The organism is Methylobacterium sp. E-041, assembly GCF_022829665.1.
Classification (GTDB): Bacteria; Pseudomonadota; Alphaproteobacteria; order Rhizobiales; family Beijerinckiaceae; genus Methylobacterium.
This window is the reverse complement of record NZ_JAKSYQ010000263.1, coordinates 45,113-57,981: the sequence shown is the minus strand read 5'-3', so window position 1 is coordinate 57,981 and position 12,869 is coordinate 45,113. Positions and strand designations below refer to the sequence as shown.

Annotated in this window: 14 protein-coding genes; 10 read left to right on the top strand and 4 right to left on the bottom strand. The window is 72.4% G+C overall.

Going from position 1 to position 12,869, the window contains the following annotated elements; translation table 11 throughout:
• The first annotated feature begins 6 nt into the window (after window positions 1–6).
• On the top strand, window positions 7–771 hold the full coding sequence (locus MKK70_RS23725) for an alpha/beta fold hydrolase (protein ID WP_243950331.1): 765 nt from the start codon (window positions 7–9) through the stop codon (window positions 769–771).
• 16 nt (window positions 772–787) lie between these two features.
• Here the strand turns inward: MKK70_RS23725 and MKK70_RS23720 are convergent, their stop codons facing one another.
• Entirely contained in the window at window positions 788–1,114 is a 327-nt protein-coding gene (locus MKK70_RS23720) for a hypothetical protein (RefSeq protein WP_243950329.1), read from the bottom strand.
• 360 nt (window positions 1,115–1,474) lie between these two features.
• Between MKK70_RS23720 and rpsD the strand changes: the two genes are divergently transcribed.
• Complete coding sequence (gene rpsD, locus MKK70_RS23715) at window positions 1,475–2,092, top strand: 30S ribosomal protein S4 (RefSeq protein WP_147725774.1); 618 nt, start codon at window positions 1,475–1,477, stop codon at window positions 2,090–2,092.
• 323 nt (window positions 2,093–2,415) lie between these two features.
• Here rpsD and MKK70_RS23710 read toward each other — a convergent pair whose 3' ends face one another.
• Both MKK70_RS23710 and MKK70_RS23705 read right to left on the bottom strand, forming a co-directional pair.
• A complete protein-coding gene (locus tag MKK70_RS23710; protein WP_243950327.1) occupies window positions 2,416–3,363 on the bottom strand; it encodes an ABC transporter ATP-binding protein in 948 nt (315 codons plus the stop codon).
• Between the two features lie 30 nt (window positions 3,364–3,393).
• Entirely contained in the window at window positions 3,394–3,651 is a 258-nt protein-coding gene (locus MKK70_RS23705) for a hypothetical protein (RefSeq protein WP_243934406.1), read from the bottom strand.
• 165 nt (window positions 3,652–3,816) lie between these two features.
• Between MKK70_RS23705 and MKK70_RS23700 the strand changes: the two genes are divergently transcribed.
• The 6 genes from MKK70_RS23700 to MKK70_RS23675 all read left to right on the top strand — a co-directional run bounded on the left by MKK70_RS23700 (window position 3,817) and on the right by MKK70_RS23675 (window position 8,159).
• Window positions 3,817–4,167, top strand: a complete 351-nt coding sequence (locus MKK70_RS23700) for a DUF2293 domain-containing protein (protein ID WP_243934404.1) — start codon at window positions 3,817–3,819, stop codon at window positions 4,165–4,167.
• Window positions 4,168–4,254: 87 nt separating this feature from the next.
• Window positions 4,255–5,310 (top strand): tRNA (adenosine(37)-N6)-threonylcarbamoyltransferase complex transferase subunit TsaD, encoded by a 1,056-nt coding sequence (gene tsaD, locus MKK70_RS23695; RefSeq protein ID WP_243950325.1) that lies wholly within the window; start codon window positions 4,255–4,257, stop codon window positions 5,308–5,310.
• On the top strand, window positions 5,307–6,263 hold the full coding sequence (locus MKK70_RS23690) for a GNAT family N-acetyltransferase (protein ID WP_243950323.1): 957 nt from the start codon (window positions 5,307–5,309) through the stop codon (window positions 6,261–6,263). The genes tsaD and MKK70_RS23690 overlap by 4 nt, the downstream gene beginning before the upstream one ends.
• Window positions 6,260–7,264: an NAD(P)H-dependent glycerol-3-phosphate dehydrogenase gene (locus MKK70_RS23685; protein ID WP_243950321.1), complete on the top strand. Its 1,005-nt coding sequence runs from the start codon at window positions 6,260–6,262 to the stop codon at window positions 7,262–7,264. Before MKK70_RS23690 ends, MKK70_RS23685 begins: the two co-directional genes overlap by 4 nt.
• Window positions 7,261–7,719 carry an opioid growth factor receptor-related protein gene (locus MKK70_RS23680; protein WP_243950320.1) on the top strand — a complete coding sequence of 153 codons (459 nt, stop codon included), beginning with the start codon at window positions 7,261–7,263 and terminating at the stop codon, window positions 7,717–7,719. Before MKK70_RS23685 ends, MKK70_RS23680 begins: the two co-directional genes overlap by 4 nt.
• Window positions 7,720–7,742: 23 nt before the next feature.
• Window positions 7,743–8,159, top strand: coding sequence for an EVE domain-containing protein (locus MKK70_RS23675; protein WP_243950318.1), 417 nt, complete (start codon window positions 7,743–7,745; stop codon window positions 8,157–8,159).
• 72 nt (window positions 8,160–8,231) lie between these two features.
• Here MKK70_RS23675 and MKK70_RS23670 read toward each other — a convergent pair whose 3' ends face one another.
• Window positions 8,232–9,779 (bottom strand): sensor histidine kinase, encoded by a 1,548-nt coding sequence (locus MKK70_RS23670; RefSeq protein WP_243934386.1) that lies wholly within the window; start codon window positions 9,777–9,779, stop codon window positions 8,232–8,234.
• Between the two features lie 244 nt (window positions 9,780–10,023).
• Between MKK70_RS23670 and MKK70_RS23665 the strand changes: the two genes are divergently transcribed.
• Window positions 10,024–10,479, top strand: coding sequence for a (2Fe-2S)-binding protein (locus tag MKK70_RS23665; protein ID WP_243934384.1), 456 nt, complete (start codon window positions 10,024–10,026; stop codon window positions 10,477–10,479).
• Between the two features lie 99 nt (window positions 10,480–10,578).
• Window positions 10,579–12,795, top strand: coding sequence for a xanthine dehydrogenase family protein molybdopterin-binding subunit (locus MKK70_RS23660; protein ID WP_243950316.1), 2,217 nt, complete (start codon window positions 10,579–10,581; stop codon window positions 12,793–12,795).
• The last annotated feature ends 74 nt before the right edge of the window (window positions 12,796–12,869 follow it).

Below are 12,869 nucleotides of genomic sequence, written 5' to 3'. Positions count from 1 at the left end.
GCGACCATGGACAGCTTCGATTCGGACGGCGTGCGCATCGCCTACATCGACGTGCCGGCCTCCGGCGGCAGCGGCGACCCGATCCTGCTCATCCACGGCTTCGCCTCGAACCACGTGGTCAACTGGGTCAACACGACGTGGGTGCGCACGCTCACGCAGGCCGGCTACCGCACCATCGCGTTGGACAACCGCGGCCACGGCGAGAGCGAGAAGCTCTACGACCCGGCCCGCTACGGCTCCGAGGACATGGCCGGCGACGCCGTGCGCCTCCTCGACCATCTCGGGATCGAGCGCGCCAACGTGATGGGCTACTCGATGGGCGGGCGCATCACTGCGCACCTCGCCCTCGACCACGCCGCGCGGGTGCGCTCGGCGCTGATCGGCGGCCTCGGCCTGCATCTCGTCGAGGGCAAGGGCCTGCCCTCCGGCATCGCCGAGGCGTTGGAGGCGCCGGCGGGCGCGAAGGCGCCGAACCCGACGGCCGCCGCCTTCCGCACCTTCGCCGAGCAGACGAAGAGCGACCTGCGCGCGCTCGCCGCCTGCATCCGCGGCTCGCGCCAGACGCTGTCGCGCGCCGAGATCGGGCAGATCAACGTGCCGGTTCTCGTCAGCGTCGGCACCCTCGACACCGTCGCGGGCTCCGGCCCGGGCCTCGCGGCCTTGATGCCGAACGCGCGAAGCCTCGAGCTCGAAGGCCGCGACCACAGCTCCGCCGTCGGCGCCAAGCCGCATCGCGACGGCGTGCTGGCCTTCCTCGCCGCGCGGCCCTGAGGCCGGCGCGGCCGCGTCACTTCAGCTTCGCATAAGCCTCGTCGAAGGCGGACTTCACCTCGGCGCAGGTGGCCGCGTCGGGCGCCGACATCGAGCGCACGCCGTCGGCGACGCCCTCCTTGAAGCGGGTCATCGCCGGGCTCGGGCCGCCGGTGTCGATGCCCGAGCCCGTGAGCATGGTGTCGGCGAGCTGAGAGACCTGATCCTTCGGCATCTTGCAGATGGTGGCGGCGCCCGTGAATTGGCCGAAGCCGAAGGCGAGCTCCTCGGGCGTCTCGGCCGAGGCGGGGGCCGGGCCGGCGAGCGCACAGGCGAGCAGGAGCGTAGAGAGGGCACGGTTCATCGATCGTCGTCCAGGCAGTGGCGTGAAGTCCAGCGACGAGGCATGCCGGCCCGGCCGTTCGCGGTCCAGGCGCGCGCAGGCGGTCCCGACGCGTTTGGGACGTACGGTCAAGGATACGGGACGGCGCGTTTCCCGGCGCGGCAGCGGCTGGTCGAGAGGCGCGGGCGGGGGCTTAGGATTGACCGGCCCGGCCGCCTCGACTACGAACCGCTCGTCACCGCGGCTCCTTCAGGGGCCGCTTGGCGTTTTCATACGCACCCGTGAGTCGCCTTCGAGGCGGCTCTGTCGTCCCGGGCCGCAAGGCCGGCGGGAAGAGGAGGGCGCGTTCCTCACTATCTCGTTTGCGAGAGGACACGCGATATGTCGAAGCGGATTCAGGCCAAGCACAAGCTCGACCGCCGCATGGGCCAGAACATCTGGGGCCGCCCGAAGAGCCCCGTGAACCGCCGCGAGTACGGCCCCGGCCAGCACGGCCAGCGCCGCAAGGGCAAGATGAGCGACTTCGGCACGCAGCTGCGCGCCAAGCAGAAGCTCAAGGGCTATTACGGCAACATCACCGAGAAGCAGTTCCGCCGCTACTACGCCGAGGCGATCCGCCTGCGCGGCGACTCGAGCGAGAACCTGATCGGCCTGCTCGAGCGCCGCCTCGATGCCGTGGTGTACCGCTCGAAGTTCGTGGCGACGCCGTTCGCCGCGCGCCAGTTCGTCAACCACGGCCACATCAAGGTCAACGGGCGCCGAGTCAACATCCCGAGCTACCTCGTGAAGCCGGGCGACCTGATCGAGGTCAAGGAAGCCTCACGCCAGCTCGAGATCGTGGTCGTCGCCTCGCAGCTCCCCGAGCGCGACGTGCCGGACTACATCGAGGTCGACCACCAGAAGATGACCGCCCGCGTCACCCGCGTGCCGGGCCTGACCGAGGTGCCGTACCCGGTGCAGATGGAACCGAACCTGGTGATCGAGTTCTACTCGCGCTGAGCCGATCGACGGATCACCGTCGTGCCGCTGGGAAGGGTCGTCCGAAAGGGCGGCCCTTTTCCATGTCCAGGGGGCGGACGTGTCGCGCGCTCGCGCGCGTTCACGCGTCCCTCCGTCGCCCGTCATAGCCGCCCGGCATTTCCGGAGCGCCGGTGGCGAGCCCGGAATTCGGAACCGCAGGTCGTGCTCCCACCTGCCGCTTCGGCGACTCTGGCTTTCGGGCTCCGCTGCGCGGACCCGGAACGACGGCGGTGGTCGGAAGTGCCGGGTCGGGGCAGGCCGGATCGCCTGTGCAGAACCGGCGACGGCCGAGCCGTTCGGTATCAGGCTTCGCGCTTGCCGACCGCGCCCGCCCGCCGGACCGCATCGAGCGTCACCACGTGCGGCCCGGCGGGACCGGCGACCGCGAGCCGGGTGCGACCGCCTGCCAGCATCATGGACAGCGCATCGCGCAACGTCGCCGTGTCCGCGATCTCCGGCGCGTCGGCGGCCGTTCCGAGCTCGGCGGATTCGGAGACGGTGAGCAGCGCGAGGCGCCGCAGCGCCCGGTCCTCGCCGACGAAGGAGGCAACGAACGGGTCGGCCGGCGCGGCCAGCAGCGCCTGCGGCGCATCGGCCTGGACGACGCGGCCAGCCCGCATCAGCACGACGCGGTCGCCCATCAGCATCGCCTCGTCGATGTCGTGGGTGACGATCAGCACGGTCTTGGACAGGCGCTTGAGGATCGCGCCGATCTCGGCTTGGAGCCGGCCGCGCGCCACCGGATCGACCGCGCCGAAGGGCTCGTCCATCAGGATCACCGGCGGGTCGGCGGCGAGCGCTCGGGCGACGCCGACGCGCTGGCGCTGTCCGCCGGAGAGCGCGTCCGGGCGGCGGTCGCGGTAGAGCGCCGGATCGAGCCCGACGAGGTCGAGCATCGCGTCGACGCGCGCCGCGATCCGCGTCTTCGGCCAGCCGAGCAGCTCGGGCACGGTCGCGACGTTCCGCGCGACGCTGCGGTGGGGGAACAGGCCGATGCCCTGGAGCACGTAGCCGATGCCGCGCCGAAGCGCGATCGGGTCGACGGCCGCGACGTCGTGCCCGCCGAGCATGATGCGGCCGGCATCCGGCTCGATCAAGCGGTTGACCAGGCGCAGGGTCGTCGACTTGCCGCAGCCGGACGGCCCGATCAGCACGCAGGTGGTGCCCTCGGGGATCGTCAGGTCAAGCCGGTCGACGGCGGGGCCGGGCGCCCCGGCGAAGTGCTTGGAGACGCCCTCGAACCGGATCACCGCCGGTGCGGCGCGCTCGGACCCGTGCCCTCAGCAGCCCTTGCAGATCGAGGACATCGAGTTGCGCGTGCGGGCGTCCCAGGCCTTGTCGCGGGCGGCCGAGGCCTTCTGCGCCTTGATCATCTCGGCCTCGTTCGCCGCCTTCATTGCGGAGGCCTTGCTCGCCTCGCTGGCGGGGGGCGCGCCGGACGGCCGCGGCACGGTCGCGCCGGTGGCGGCCTTCTCGGCGAGGGCGGGGGCGGTCGCGAGGGCGGGGATCAGCAGGAGGAAGGCGAGGCGGCGGATCATGGTCGTCTCCGGGGCGTCGCGCGTGCGGCCGGCCGCACGTCCTCGTGCGGATCCCGATCGGGCGCGTCGTCGATGCAACCCATCCTAACGTGCACCTGGTCAAAAACTATGGCACGCCGACATCGAGGCCGGCCGATCGCGCCGGAGCGGAGAGGGGAGCGTCGATTGCCCGCAGCGCGACAGGACGGCGGCGCACCGCGCAACCGTCGCGAGCAGGTCGCCGATGCGCTCGCGCGGCTCGCCCGGCGCCTGCCCGGGTTCGAGGCCGAGGCGATCGTCGATTCGGCGCTCGCCAGCCCGGGCCTGCGCGGGGCGGCGCCCGAGACGGCGGCCCGGCTTGCGCTCGTCGCCTATGCCCGCCACGTCTTCACCGATTACGACGACCTCCTCGCCGAGGGCTACGACCGCGACAGCGCCCGCCACTTCGTTCTCGACGAGCTCAACGCCGTGCTGGCCGGCTGGGGCGCGGCGCCGATCCCGGAGGCCGATCCGGCCGACGACGCCGACGCGCCCTGAGGCGGTCCCGGTCGTTGCCGGGGGGCGTCCGGTGCGGATACACGGGGCGGGCGGGTTCGCGCGGAAACGGAAGCGTCGATCGTCACCATGAACGTGCTGGGCATCGAGACCACCTGCGACGAGACCGCCGCCGCGATCGTCGCGCCGGGGGAGGACGGCCGCGGCGTCATCCTGTCAAACGAGGTGCTGAGCCAGATCGCCGAGCACGCGGCCTATGGCGGCGTGGTGCCGGAGATCGCCGCCCGCGCCCATGTCGAGGTGCTCGACCGGCTGATCGCGCGGGCGCTCGACCGCGCCGGCTTGGCCCTCAAGGACGTGGACGGCATCGCGGTGGCGGCCGGCCCCGGCCTGATCGGCGGGGTGCTGATCGGTCTCGTCACCGCCAAGACCCTGGCGCTCGTGGCGCGCAAGCCCCTGCTCGCGGTCAACCATCTGGAGGCGCACGCGCTGACCGCGCGGCTGACCGACGGCCTGGCCTTTCCCTACCTCCTGCTGCTGGCGTCCGGCGGCCACACCCAGCTCGTGGCGGTGAAGGGCGTCGGCGACTACGTGCGCCTCGGCAGCACCATCGACGACGCCATCGGCGAAGCCTTCGACAAGGTCGCCAAGCTCCTGGGTCTGGCCTATCCCGGCGGCCCCGAGGTCGAGCGCATGGCGGAAGCCGGCGATCCGGAGCGGTTCACCCTGCCACGGCCGATGCTCGGGCGCCGCGACGCCAACTTCTCGCTGTCCGGCTTGAAGACCGCGCTGCGGATCGAGGCGGAGCGCACCGCGCCGCTCGCCGAGCGCGACGTCGCCGACCTCTGCGCCGGCTTCCAGGCCGCGGTGGTCGACGTGGTGGTCGACCGCGTCCGCGTGGCGCTGCGCACCTTCTCCACCGTCGCCGGCCACCCGACCGCGCTCGTCGCCGCCGGCGGAGTCTCGGCCAACGGCGCGATCCGGCGGGCGCTGGCCGCGCTCGCGGGCGAGGCGGGCCTCGCCTTCGTCGCCCCGCCGCTGGCGCTCTGCGGCGACAACGGCGCGATGATCGCCTGGGCCGGCATCGAGCGGCTGCGCCTCGGGCTGACCGACGACATCACCGCGCCGGCCCGCGCCCGCTGGCCCTTCGCCGACGCCCCCCGCCCCGAGGCCAGCGCCGGATGAGCGGCGCCGCCCGCCACATCCTCTCGCGCGGCAATCTACGCGATCTCCGCGTGACGGAGCCCGGGCCGGAGGCGGCTCCGGCCCCCGTCGGCGAGCCGCAGGCGCGGTGGCGCGAGCTGGTCGACCGCCTCCTGCCGCAGGCCGCGCCGGACCATCCCGACTGGCCCGTCGTGAACGACCACTGCTTCGCCCGCATCCTGCTCGACAACGCCTGCAACGGGCCGTGGCGCGAGAGCGTGGCGGCGCCGGCCTGGGCCAACATGCCGCCCGACCGGCTCGCGGTCGCGATCGACCTCGGCAACGCCGTGCTCGCCGGCCGCGCCGACCTCGCCCTGCTCAACCGCCGCTCCCTGCTGTGGCGCGGCAAGCGCCGGCTGCCCAAGGCCCCCGAGACCCTGGAGACCGGTTCGCTGCGCCTGCGCCGTTGGCGCCGATCGGACGACGAGCCGTTCGCGCGCCTGAACGCCGACCCCGCCGTGATGCGCCATTTCCCGAAGCTGAAATCGCCCGCCGAGAGCCTGACCGAGGCGCGGGCGCTCGACCGCCGCTTCGAGGCCGACGGCTTCGGGCCGTGGGCGGTCGAGGAGCCGGGCGGCCCGTTCCTCGGCTTCGTCGGGGCGATGCGGCTGATGCGGTCGATGCCGTTTTCCGGGGGCGAGCGCCCGGGCAGCCTGATCGAGATCGGCTGGCGCCTGAGCCCCGAGGCCTGGGGGCGCGGCATCGCCACGCGCGCCGCGCGCTTGGCGCTCGCCGACCTGTTCGGCCGCTGCGGGCTGCCGAGCGTGGTGGCGTTCACGGCGGTGGCCAACGCGCCGTCGCGACGGGTGATGGAGCGGCTCGGCATGGTGCGCGAGGCCGATTTCGACCATCCGGCGCTGACCGCCGGCCACCCGCTGCAACGGCACGTGCTCTATCGGCTCGCGGCGGCGGATTGTTCCGGAGACCCCGCATGAGCAGCGAGAACGCGCGACCCGTCGCGGTCGTCGGCGGCGGCGCATGGGGCACCGCCCTGGCGAACGCCGCCGCCGCGGCCGGGCGCCCGGTCACCCTGTGGCTGCGCGACGCCCGATCCGCCGCCACCCTCGAAGCCGAGCGCGAGAACCCGCGCTACCTGCCGGGCGTGAAGCTGCATCCGCGCATCCGGGCGACGGCCGAGGCCGACGACCTCGCCGCCGCCGAGGCGGTGCTGCTGGTCACGCCGGCGCAGACTTCCCGCGCGGTGCTCGGGCAGCTCGCGCCCGCCTTCGCGCCGGGCACGCCGGTAATCCTGTGCTCGAAGGGCATCGAGCGGACGACCGGCGCCTTCATGAGCGCGGTGGCGGCCGAGGTGCTGCCGGCGGGTACGCCCGTGGCGGTGCTGTCCGGCCCGAGCTTCGCGGTGGACGTCGCGCGCAACCTGCCGACGGCGGTCACTTTGGCGGCCGCGGATGCGGACCTCGCGGCGCGCCTCGCGCGCCTGCTGTCCGGCCCGGCCTTGCGGCTCTACCACACCGACGACGTCCGCGGCGTCGAGATCGGCGGCGCCGGCAAGAACGTGCTCGCGATCGCATCGGGCATCGTCGCCGGGCGCGGCCTCGGCGAGAGCGCGCGCGCCGCCCTGATCGCCCGCGCCTTCGCCGAGCTGATGCGGTTCGCGCGAAGCTTCGGCGGCCGGCCCGAGACGCTGATGGGCCTGTCGGGGCTCGGCGACCTGGTGCTCACCGCATCCTCCGCGCAATCGCGCAATTTCGCCTTCGGCCTCGCCCTGGGGGCGGGCGCCACGCCGGAAGCCGCCGCCGGCGGCAAGCTCGCCGAGGGTGCCTTCACCGCCACCGCTCTGGTCGGGCTCGCCCGCGGGCAGGGGATCGAGATGCCGGTCGCCGAAGCCGTCGCGGCGATCGTGGCCGGGCAGGCGAGCGTCGAGGACGTGGTCGCTGCGCTGCTTGCCCGCCCCCTGAAGGCGGAATCCGAATGACCCCGATCCAGGCCTTCCTCGCGGGCGGCGGCACCGACGGCGCCGGCCGCACGCTGGCCACCGTGCTCGCCTTCGACGACGACCGCATCGAGGCGGTCCACGACTTCATCCAATGGTGCTTCCCCCTCGAGCAGGCGAGCCGCGCGGTGCCCGGTGCGCCGGTGCTGACGCCGGCGGAGGCGGACTCGATCCGTCGCGATCCGGCCGCCCGCGAGGGCCTGCGCGCGGCGCTCGCGCGGATGCGTCGGTTCTACGCCGACACCGATCGCTGGCTCGCGCCCCACGACCACAACCACCTGCGCATCACCCGCATCCTCACGGCGATCCGCGACCTGCTCGGCGAGGCGGAGGCGCAAGACTTCTACGCGTTCGCGACCGCGCGGAACGCAGGGGCCGGATCGCCGATCAACCCGGCGAGCCTCGCCTTCTGGGCCGCGGCGGTCGGCTGGTCCTGATCTTCGAGCAAGCGACGAGACGCATGCCCCACTGGCTCTACAAGTCCGAGCCCGCGACCTGGTCGTGGGCGCAGCAGGTCGCCGCCGGGGAAACCGGCACGCACTGGAACGGGGTGCGCAACCACCTCGCCAAGAAGCAGCTCATGGCGATGCAGGTCGGCGACCTCGGGTTCTTCTACCACTCGAACGAGGGCAAGGCCGTCGTCGGGATCGTGCGGGTGATCAAGCCGTACTACCCGGATCACACCGACGCGAGCGGCCGGTTCGGCATGGTCGACCTCGCCGCCGTCGAGACGCTGCCGAATCCCGTCACCCTCGAAGCGATCAGGGCAGAATCGGCGCTCAAGGACATGGTTCTCGTCAACAACTCGCGCCTCTCGGTGCAGCCGGTGACGGAGGCCGAGTGGGCGCTGGTCCGGGCGATGGGCGGGCTCGGCTGATCGCCGGCCAGGGCATCGTGCGGGGTCGCATCCGCCTCGCGCGAGCCGGACCTCACCGCGCCTGGGGATGCGTCAGGCGGCCCTGGCGGCGGGCTTGGCGCGGACCGACGCCGCGGGCTTCTCCGGCTCCGGGCCGACGGCGACGGCGGCGAGGGTGTCCATCACACGGCTCGCCGGCAGCGTGACGATCACCTCGGTGCCCTCGCGCGGCTTCGACTTCAGCGTGAAGTTTCCGCCATGCAGGTCGACGAGGCCCTTCACGATCGGCAGGCCGAGGCCGGAACCCTGCTCCGCGGTCTTGATCGCCAGCGAACCGCGGCCGAACGAGGACATCACGGTGCCGAGCTCGTCCTCCGGGATGCCGGGGCCGCTGTCCTTGACCGCGACGTACTGGCCGCCGGAGCTGGTCCAGCCGACCTTGATCGTGATCTCGCCGCCCGGCGGCGTGAACTTCACCGCGTTCGAGAGCAGGTTCAGCACCACCTGCCGCAACGCCCGCTCGTCGGCCCAGAGCCGCGGCAGGGTCTCGTCGACGAAGTCCAGAAAGGTCTGGTTCTTGCCGCGCGCCTTGAGCCCCATCATGTGGCGGCATTCCTCGACGATGTGGGCGAGCTTCACCGCCTCCTCGTTGAGCTCGTAGCGGCCGGCCTCGATCCGCGAGAGGTCCAGGATCTCGTTGATGAGGTTCAGGAGGTGCATCCCGCTGTCGTGGATGTCGTTGGAATACTCGCCGTAGCTCGGCGCGGTGTGCGGGCCGAAGACCTCGTTCTTCATCACCTCCGAGAAGCCGAGGATGGCGTTGAGCGGCGTGCGCAGCTCGTGGCTCATGGTGGCGAGGAAGCGCGACTTGGCGAGGTTCGCCTCCTCCGCCCGGCGCCGGGCCTCGTCGGAATTGGCCTTGGCCTCCTCCAGCTCGCCGAACACCGCGTCCTTCTCCGCCCGCGACTGCAGCGCGCCGATGGTCGAGGTGTAGATGCGGCGGGCAAGGCCGAGGAAGAAGATCTGCGAGCCGATCGCCATCGCGACCAGCATCACCGCGTCCATTTGGCGGGTGAAGGCGAGCAGGCACAGGGTCGCCAGCGCCAGCGGCACCAGGGCGGCGACGGCGGCGGCGGGAACGGTGGCGGCCACCATCGTCGCGACCGCGGCCGCGATCACCAGGCCGAACATCGAGAAGTGCCAGCCGCCGACCGCGCCGAGCCCGATCAAAGCCGACCAGCTCAGGCTCTGCAGCACCTCGCCGAAGGCGAAGCGGCGGCGCCAGCGCGCGAGCGACACCGTGTCCGGCTCGGCGCGCAGGAAGCTCCGGCTCATCGACGCGTTGAGGGTGATCATCAGGAAGGCGCACAGCGCCCAGAGCGACGCGACCAGCGGCTCGACCCAGAAGCAGGCGGCGCCGGCCAGCGCCATCGCGAACAGCCCGAGCGGGATGCCGGCGCCGGCGCGATACTGCGCGTAGAGGCGCAGCAGCTCGTAGTCGAACGCCCGTTCGAGGCCCGTCTTCGAGGTCAGCTTCTCGCGGACCGAGCGCATGTCGCGCGCGACGCCACGGCGGCGCACGGCCTCCTCCGACGAAGGACCGCGGCCGCGCTGCACCATCTCGACCGTCAGTTCGGACATCGGCCTCTTCGAAGGCTGGACGTAGGGGGCGCCGGTGCGGGGTGCCCGACCGCAACATGCGGCGGATCGACGATGCGCGGGATGTGTTAAGAACGGCCTGCCGCGAGGGCGAGGATTGTCGCCATCGCGCGAAGCGTGCACTGACGTTCCGGACCGTTCGCGGTTCGTGCGCGGACGCACATCTTGTGGATGCGTCCGAGGATTAGCCATCGACGGCATAAGCTCTGCGCGCGGGAGATCTCGGATGTTGAACCTCACCGTGAACGGCGTCCGGCACACCGTCGACGCCGATCCCGAGATGCCGCTGCTCTGGGCGCTGCGCGACCACCTCGACAAGACCGGAACCAAGTACGGCTGCGGCATCGCGCAGTGCGGCGCCTGCACGGTCCATCTCGACGGCCAGCCGGTCCGCTCCTGCCAGACGAAAATCGGCGACGTCGGCGAGGCCAAGATCACGACGATCGAGGGCATCTCGGGCCGCGTCGCGGAGGCGGTGCAGGGCGCGTGGCGCAAGCTCGACGTCGTCCAGTGCGGCTACTGCCAGTCCGGCCAGATCATGTCCGCGATCGGCCTTCTCACCGACAACCCGAAACCGTCCGAGGCCGACATCGACGGCGCGATGGACGGCAACATCTGCCGGTGCGGCACCTATCAGCGCATCCGCGCGGCGATCCACGAGGCCGCCCGCACCCTCGCCTGATCCGGCTCGTCCGCGCGTCCCTTCGCGCGGATCGCACGGCCCGTCGCTCGCCCCCTTCGAACGCCCTTCGCCCGTTCTCGAACTGACCGGAGCCACGCCATGCTGAAGATCCGTCAGACGGACCCGCGCTCCCCGCGCGCGACCCGCCGCAGCTTCCTCGCCGGCGGCGCCGCCGCGACGGGCGCGATCGTCATCGGCTTCCGCCTCGATCTGAAGAACACCGCCCGCGCCGCCGCCGGCCCCGACCTGTCGGGGGTTAAGGCCGATCCGAACGCCTTCGTGCGGATCGGCGCCGACGACACCGTGACGGTGATCATCAAGCACCTCGACATGGGGCAGGGCAACACCACCGGCCTCGCCACCATCCTCGCCGACGAGCTCGATGCGGACTGGTCGCGGGTGCGCACCGAGTTCGCGCCGGCCGACGCCGCCCGCTACAACAACCTGCTGATGGGCCCGATCCAGGGAACCGGCGGCTCGACGGCGATCGCCAATTCTTGGTTCCAGCTGCGCAAGGCCGGCGCCGCCGCCCGCGAGATGCTGGTCGCGGCCGCCGCCTACCAGTGGAAGGTGCCGGCGGCCGAGATCACCGTCGCGAACGGCGTCGTCCGGCACGCGGCCTCGAGCCGGCAGGCCCGGTTCGGCGAGCTGGCGGCCTCCGCCGCGAAGCTTCCGGTGCCGCAGGAGCCGCGCCTGAAGGACCCGAGCCAGTGGACGCTGATCGGCCAGCGTACGCCGCGCCTGGATTCCGCGGCCAAGACCGACGGCAGCGCCGTCTACGCCTTCGACATCCGTCGGCCCGGCCAGGTCACCGCCGTCGTCGCCCGCCCGCCGCGCTTCGGCGGCACGGTGAGGAGCTTCGACGACGCCGCGACCCGCAAGGTCGCGGGCGTCGTCGACGTCGTCGCGATTCCCTCCGGCGTCGCGGTCGTCGCCAAGGACACTTGGTCGGCGATGAAGGGCCGCGAGGCGCTGAAGGTGGTGTGGGACGACGGCGCGGCCGAGACGCACTCCTCCGACGCGATCCTCGCCGGCTACCGCGAGCAGGCCAAGCGCCCCGGCCTCGTCGCCTCCGAGCGCGGCGACGCGGAGGCCGGCATCAAGGGCGCGGCCAAGGTCCTGGAGGCGGAGTTCACCTTCCCCTACCTGGCGCACGCCGCGATGGAGCCGCTGAACGCGACGATCGAGCAGGCGTCGGACGGCGGCTACGACGTCTATGCCGGCCTGCAGTTCCAGACGATCGAGCAGGCCGCGGTCGCCGCCGTGATGGGCACCACCACCGACAAGGTCCGCCTGCACACGCAATGGGCCGGCGGCTCGTTCGGCCGGCGCGCGACGCCGACCGCCGACTACATCGCCGAGGCCGCGACCATCCTCAAGGCGACCCGGGCCAAGGCGCCGGTCCACCTCGTCTGGACCCGCGAGGACGACATGTCCGGCGGCTACTACCGCCCCACGGTCTACCACAAGGTCCGCGCCGGGCTCGACGCCAAGGGCGGGATCGTCGGATGGCAGCACGTGATGATCGGCAAGTCGATCATGATCGGCTCGCCGTTCGAGGCGATGATCGTCAAGAACGGCATCGATTCGACCACCGTCGAGGGCGCCTCCGACACCGCCTACGCGCTCCCGGCCTACCGCTTCGAGGTCCACAACGCCCGCGAGGGCGTGCCGGTCCTGTGGTGGCGCTCGGTCGGGCACAGCCACACCGCGCAGGCGATGGAGGTGTTCATCGACGAGCTGGCGCATGCCGCCGACGTCGACCCGCTCGCCTACCGGCTCTCGCTTCTGACCGGAGCCCCGCGCCTCTCGGGCGTCCTCAAGCTCGCCGCCGAGAAGGCGGACTGGGACGCCGGCAGCAAGGCCAACGGCAAGGGCCGCGGCCTCGGCATCGCCGCCCACGAATCGTTCGGCTCCTACGTGGCGATGGTCGCCGACATCACGGCGGAGGACGCCAAGGTGAAGGTCAACCGCATCGTCGCGGCGGTCGACGTCGGCGTGGCGGTGAACCCGGACGTGATCCGCGCCCAGGTCGAGGGCGCGGTCGGCTTCGCGCTGTCGTCGGTGCTGCGCAACCGCATCACCCTCAAGGACGGCGTGGTGCAGGAGAAGAACTTCGACACCTACGAGCCGACGCGCATGAGCGAGATGCCCGTGGTCGAGGTCCACATCATGCCGTCCTCGGCGGCACCGACCGGCATCGGCGAGCCGGGCGTGCCGGTGCTCGCGCCGTCGATCTCCAATGCGATCTTCGCCGCGACCGGGCAGCGCCTGCGCTCGCTGCCGCTCGACCTGGCCGGCTTGAAGGGCGTGTGAGGTTCGACACGCCGCGGATGCGGGGCAGGGCGTAGCGTCGGCCCGCTTCCCAGAGCTTCGAACCCAACTGCAAC

Bases quoted from the DNA above. Each gene is read 5' to 3' on its own strand.
- MKK70_RS23725 (WP_243950331.1), top strand. From the start codon at position 7: ATGGACAGCTTCGATTCGGACGGCGTGCGCATCGCCTACATCGACGTG.
- MKK70_RS23720 (WP_243950329.1), bottom strand. From the start codon at position 1,114: ATGAACCGTGCCCTCTCTACGCTCCTGCTCGCCTGTGCGCTCGCCGGC.
- rpsD (WP_147725774.1), top strand. From the start codon at position 1,475: ATGTCGAAGCGGATTCAGGCCAAGCACAAGCTCGACCGCCGCATGGGC.
- MKK70_RS23705 (WP_243934406.1), bottom strand. From the start codon at position 3,651: ATGATCCGCCGCCTCGCCTTCCTCCTGCTGATCCCCGCCCTCGCGACC.
- tsaD (WP_243950325.1), top strand. From the start codon at position 4,255: ATGAACGTGCTGGGCATCGAGACCACCTGCGACGAGACCGCCGCCGCG.
- MKK70_RS23690 (WP_243950323.1), top strand. From the start codon at position 5,307: ATGAGCGGCGCCGCCCGCCACATCCTCTCGCGCGGCAATCTACGCGAT.
- MKK70_RS23685 (WP_243950321.1), top strand. From the start codon at position 6,260: ATGAGCAGCGAGAACGCGCGACCCGTCGCGGTCGTCGGCGGCGGCGCA.
- MKK70_RS23680 (WP_243950320.1), top strand. From the start codon at position 7,261: ATGACCCCGATCCAGGCCTTCCTCGCGGGCGGCGGCACCGACGGCGCC.
- MKK70_RS23675 (WP_243950318.1), top strand. From the start codon at position 7,743: ATGCCCCACTGGCTCTACAAGTCCGAGCCCGCGACCTGGTCGTGGGCG.
- MKK70_RS23670 (WP_243934386.1), bottom strand. From the start codon at position 9,779: ATGTCCGAACTGACGGTCGAGATGGTGCAGCGCGGCCGCGGTCCTTCG.
- MKK70_RS23665 (WP_243934384.1), top strand. From the start codon at position 10,024: ATGTTGAACCTCACCGTGAACGGCGTCCGGCACACCGTCGACGCCGAT.
- MKK70_RS23660 (WP_243950316.1), top strand. From the start codon at position 10,579: ATGCTGAAGATCCGTCAGACGGACCCGCGCTCCCCGCGCGCGACCCGC.